We start from the raw sequence: 4,363 nt of genomic DNA, 5'->3' as shown, positions 1-4,363 counted from the left end.
GCGATCGCATCATCGCCGTGATCGTCGAGGTGGACAGGCCGGGCGTGCCCGGGCGCGACGAGCCGTTCGTGCTCGTCGCCACCGACCTCGCTCCCGCCGACACCGCAGCGCTGGAGGGCGGGAACTGCGTCGCCCTTGTCACGGAGCAGGGCGGACCCACGTCTCACACCGCCATCATCGCGCGATCACTGGGCATCCCCGCCGTGGTCGGTGTCGGTGGTGCGAAGGGCATCGCAGCGGGCACTGTCGTTCTCGTCGACGGCGCTCGGGGACCCGTGGCGGTCGAGCCGGGCGAAGCGCGCATCGAGGCTGCGAGAGCGGCCACCGTCGTCGTGCCCTTCGCCGGGCGGGGGCACCTGGCAGACGGCACCCCGGTGGCTCTTCTCGCGAATGTCGGGGGAGCGGCCGAGGCCGTCGTCGCCGCTGCAGCGGGCGCCGAGGGCGTCGGCCTCTTCCGTACCGAGTTCTGTTTTCTCGATCGCTCAGACGCGCCGTCGATCGACGAGCAGGTCGAGGCCTATCGAGGCGTGCTCGCGGCTTTCCCCGGCCGCAAGGTCGTCGTCCGCACGCTGGACGCCGGAAGCGACAAGCCGCTGCCGTTCGCCAACGCGGATGCGGAGGAGAATCCTGCGCTCGGGGTGCGCGGCCTGCGCATCGCCCGCCGGTCACCGGCGCTGCTCGATGACCAGCTGCACGCACTGGCGCGCGCGGCCGAGGCCGAATCGGCCCTCGTCGAGGTGATGGCCCCGATGGTCGCCACCGTCGAGGAGGCGCGCGACTTCGCCGAGCGCGTCCGAGCCGCAGGTCTCGCGACGGTGGGCATCATGGTCGAGACGCCGTCGGCGGCGCTTCTGGCCTCCGAGATGCTCGAGGTCGTCGACTTCGTGAGCATCGGAACCAACGATCTCGCGCAGTACACGCTCGCCGCGGATCGCCTGCTCGGCGAGCTCGGCGATCTCAACGACCCCTGGCAGCCCGCCGTGCTGCGGCTGATCGGCGCCGCAGGAGCTGCGGGGCGGACGTGGGGCCTGCCGGTCGGGGTCTGCGGAGAAGCCGCGGCCGACCCCGCTCTCGCCCCGGTGCTCGTCGGGCTCGGCGTCACCTCGCTGTCGATGACGCCTCGCGCTCTCGGAAGAGTTGCGGCGGCGCTCGCCGAGGTCACCGAGGCGCGGTGCCGATCCGCCGCGGAGGCTGTATTGAAGGCGGCGACCGCAACGGAGGCTCGCGACTCGGCGGCCACGGTGCTCGGCGGGAACTGAGGCGTCCGGTCGGGTGATTCTCAGCCGCGGTATGCAGCATCCGGCATACGATTCCTCTCATTCTGATATCGACATGCACCTGCTGTTCGCTCGCTGTCCGGCCGCCTCCTAGACTCGCGACGAGGGGGCGCCTGATCGGGCGCGACGAGCAAATCGGAGGGTGTCATGACGGGTTTCAGCATGCGTGCGATGCGGGTCGGGGCAGGGGCTGCCGTCGCCGGGATGATCATCGTTCTGGTGGCGTGCGCGCCGACACCCGAGTCCTCGCCACCTCCGTCCGCGACCCCGAGTCCTGAGGCGACGGCGCCGGAACCCTATGCCGGACCCGTCGTGTTCGTCGGCGATGAGCTCGAGGCGTTCGCGCTCAGCCCGGAGGAGATCACCGGGATCGTGCCCGAGGCGACAGAGGTCGGTGACCCGTCGTCAGTGCTCGAGCAGGTATCGGACGGCGGTGGGGCGCCGGCCAGTCCCTCGATCTGCGAGGCCCTGTATGCGGAGCAGTCTCTCGGAACGGTCGGAGCCCGGACCCTCGAGTGGCAGGTACCAGCGGACCCTCGCTACGGCTTCGGACGTCTTCTCGTGCTGCAGTTCGCTGACGAGGCGCATGCGCAGGCCCGGATGGACCAGCTCCTGCAGGCGGCGCAGCAGTGCGCCGACTTCACGAAAGGCGGGGCCGTCACCTTCGACGCGGTGATCCCCGAAGAGTCCGGCGACGTCCGGGCCTACGCGGGGACCCTCATCGATCCCGGTCTCGACTGGCAGTCGTTCGATGCCTTCGCGTCCACCGGCAACGTGATCGTGCAGCTGTGGCAGCCCTTCACCGGCGACCGGAGCTTCGATGCCGAGGCAGCCGCACTCCTCCTGCAGACGCGCGCCGCAGAGGCTCGGGCAGGCCTGATCGACGAGCTCACCGAGAATCCGCCGACCCCTGAGGAAGACCCGTCGGCTGACGCGTCGGCCCCCTGGGCCGACTGGCAGGTCGGCGTCGACGGCGTGGGACCCGTACGTCTCGGTGACGCGGTCGACACGGCGGTCGCTGCGGCAGGCGGGTCGCAGACGATCGAACCCGAGTACGATGGAGGACCCTGGCGGATCCTCAACGATGAAGGGTCGGGGTCGATCCTCATCCAGCCGGTCGAGGGTGGTGACACGGTGGCATCCGTCACCGTCGGGAACGAGCGCTCACTCGACGAGACAGCGCAGGACGGTTCTGCCCTTCCTTCGCGATCCGACGTCCGTGTCGGTGACCCGGTGGTCGACGCGATGGAGGCGTTCCCCGGCGGCACCATCGTCGATGTGGCCTCGTCCGGAGACGACTTCTACCTCGTCGCCGACCGTGACGGCCACGTGTTCCGCTTCCAGACCGACCGGGACGCTGTCGACGACGGTGCGACGATCGTGGGGATCACAGTCGAGGATGCGACGGCACGCACGAGCGCCGTCTTCGGGTGATCGCAGCGGGCCGGTCGTGTGACCGGCCCGCTGCGACGCTGCGACGACGTCGGTCAGGCTCGAAGGTCGACGCCCTTCGTCTCCTTCACCATCGACACGGCGATGAGGGAGATCACCGCCGTGATGGCGATGTAGACGCCGATGGTCCAGGCTGCCTGGAACTGGTTCATCAGGGCCTCCGCGATCATCGGTGCGAACGCCCCGCCGAGGATGGCACCCAGCGCATATCCGATCGAGACGCCGGAGTAGCGGACGTTGGCCGGGAACATCTCGGCATAGAGGGCCGCCTGCGGGCCGTACGAGAGCCCGAGTGCGAACGTCATCACGAACAGCGCGACGAAGTACCAGAGGATGTTCGCCGTATCGATCAGGAACCACATCGGCACTGCCCAGAGAGCGAGCGCGATGTACCCGATCTGGAAGGTGCGGACGCGCCCGAGGCGATCCGAGAGGTGGCCGCCCCACAGCGTGAAGATGAGCCACCCGAAGGATGCGAGCGTCGTGGCCAGCAGCACGGGAGGACGCTCCATGCCGAGGGCGGTGACGGCGTAGGTGGCGAAGAACGCGATGAGCAGGTAGCCGGCGGCGTTGTTGCCGATGAAGATGAGTGCGGTGAGCACGACCTGCCTGGTGTTCTTGCGGAACAGGCGGCCCAGCGGCGCGGAGGCCTCCTGACGGCGACGGCGGAGATCCTCGAAGATCGGGCTCTCGTCGACTGCGCGCCTGATCACGTAGCCGACGGCGATGAGCACGATCGACAGCAGGAACGGGATCCGCCAGCCCCACTCGAGGAACGCCTCGGGTGACATCGAGCTCGTCAGCACCCAGAGTGTGGCTGTCGCAAGGATCATGCCGATCGGAACACCGATCTGCGGGAACGCGCCGAAGAGCCCGCGGCGGGTGTCCGGCGCGTGCTCGACGGCCATCAGCGCCGCCCCGCCCCATTCGCCGCCGGCCGAGAACCCCTGCAGGATGCGCAGCACGATGAGCAGGATCGGTGCCGCGACGCCGATCGCCGCGTAGGTGGGCAGCAAGCCGATCAGAGAGGTGGAGAGTCCCATCATCACGAGCGTGAAGACGAGCATCTTCTTACGGCCCAGCTTGTCGCCGAGGTGCCCGGCGACGATGGCTCCGAGGGGACGGAAGAGGAAGGAGATTCCGATGGTGGCGAAGGACAGGATCTGCGCGAATCCCTTGTTCTCCTCGGCGATCGGAGCGAGGAAGAGCGGAGCGAGCACGAGGCCGGCGGCTTGCGCGTAGATGAAGAAGTCGTACCACTCGATCGAGGTGCCGACCAGTGTGCTGGCGAGGACTCGCCGTTCCTCGGCGGGCATTCGCGCCGTCGAGTTGCGGGCGGAGACTGCTGACGTCATGAGAACTCCATTGTTCTGCGATTGCGGAGAAGCGACACTGCGTCGCCCCGAGCTACTTACCGAATGATCGGTCAGTAATTGTCGAGAGTAGCGCACACGAGGTCGAGGCCCAAGCGCGACGCCGGCAGAAGCGGCTGAGCTCGGAACGCCCGGCCCTCATACCCGTCCGAACGCACGCAGCGGATGCTCGATGAGTTCGGTGACGCGGCGGAGGAAGCTGGCGGCGTAGCCGCCGTCGCACACGCGGTGATCGAAAGCGAGCGACAGCTGGGCGATGCG

General features: G+C 68.7%; 4 protein-coding genes. 2 read left to right on the top strand and 2 right to left on the bottom strand.

Going from position 1 to position 4,363, the window contains the following annotated elements; translation table 11 throughout:
- The coding region (locus J7E68_RS06085; RefSeq protein ID WP_215170812.1) for a putative PEP-binding protein at positions 1 to 1,259 on the top strand (1,259 nt) is incomplete at its 5' end.
- Between the two features lie 165 nt (positions 1,260 to 1,424).
- Positions 1,425 to 2,711: a hypothetical protein gene (locus J7E68_RS06080; RefSeq protein ID WP_215170810.1), complete on the top strand. Its 1,287-nt coding sequence runs from the start codon at positions 1,425 to 1,427 to the stop codon at positions 2,709 to 2,711.
- 53 nt (positions 2,712 to 2,764) lie between these two features.
- Here the strand turns inward: J7E68_RS06080 and J7E68_RS06075 are convergent, their stop codons facing one another.
- Positions 2,765 to 4,084, bottom strand: coding sequence for an MFS transporter (locus tag J7E68_RS06075; RefSeq protein WP_215170808.1), 1,320 nt, complete (start codon positions 4,082 to 4,084; stop codon positions 2,765 to 2,767).
- 156 nt (positions 4,085 to 4,240) lie between these two features.
- A complete protein-coding gene (locus tag J7E68_RS06070; protein ID WP_311416479.1) occupies positions 4,241 to 4,351 on the bottom strand; it encodes a 2-oxo acid dehydrogenase subunit E2 in 111 nt (36 codons plus the stop codon).
- Between the last annotated feature and the right edge of the window lie 12 nt (positions 4,352 to 4,363).

This window comes from Microbacterium sp. ISL-103 (assembly GCF_018613995.1).
GTDB lineage: Bacteria > Actinomycetota > Actinomycetes > Actinomycetales > Microbacteriaceae > Microbacterium.
Note: the sequence above shows the minus strand (reverse complement) of the source record. Positions and strands in the feature narration are given on the sequence as shown.

What these genes read in the sequence shown, in the direction of transcription:
- J7E68_RS06075 (WP_215170808.1), bottom strand. Translation starts at nt 4,084, where the DNA reads ATGACGTCAGCAGTCTCCGCCCGCAACTCGACGGCGCGAATGCCCGCC.
- J7E68_RS06080 (WP_215170810.1), top strand. Translation starts at nt 1,425, where the DNA reads ATGACGGGTTTCAGCATGCGTGCGATGCGGGTCGGGGCAGGGGCTGCC.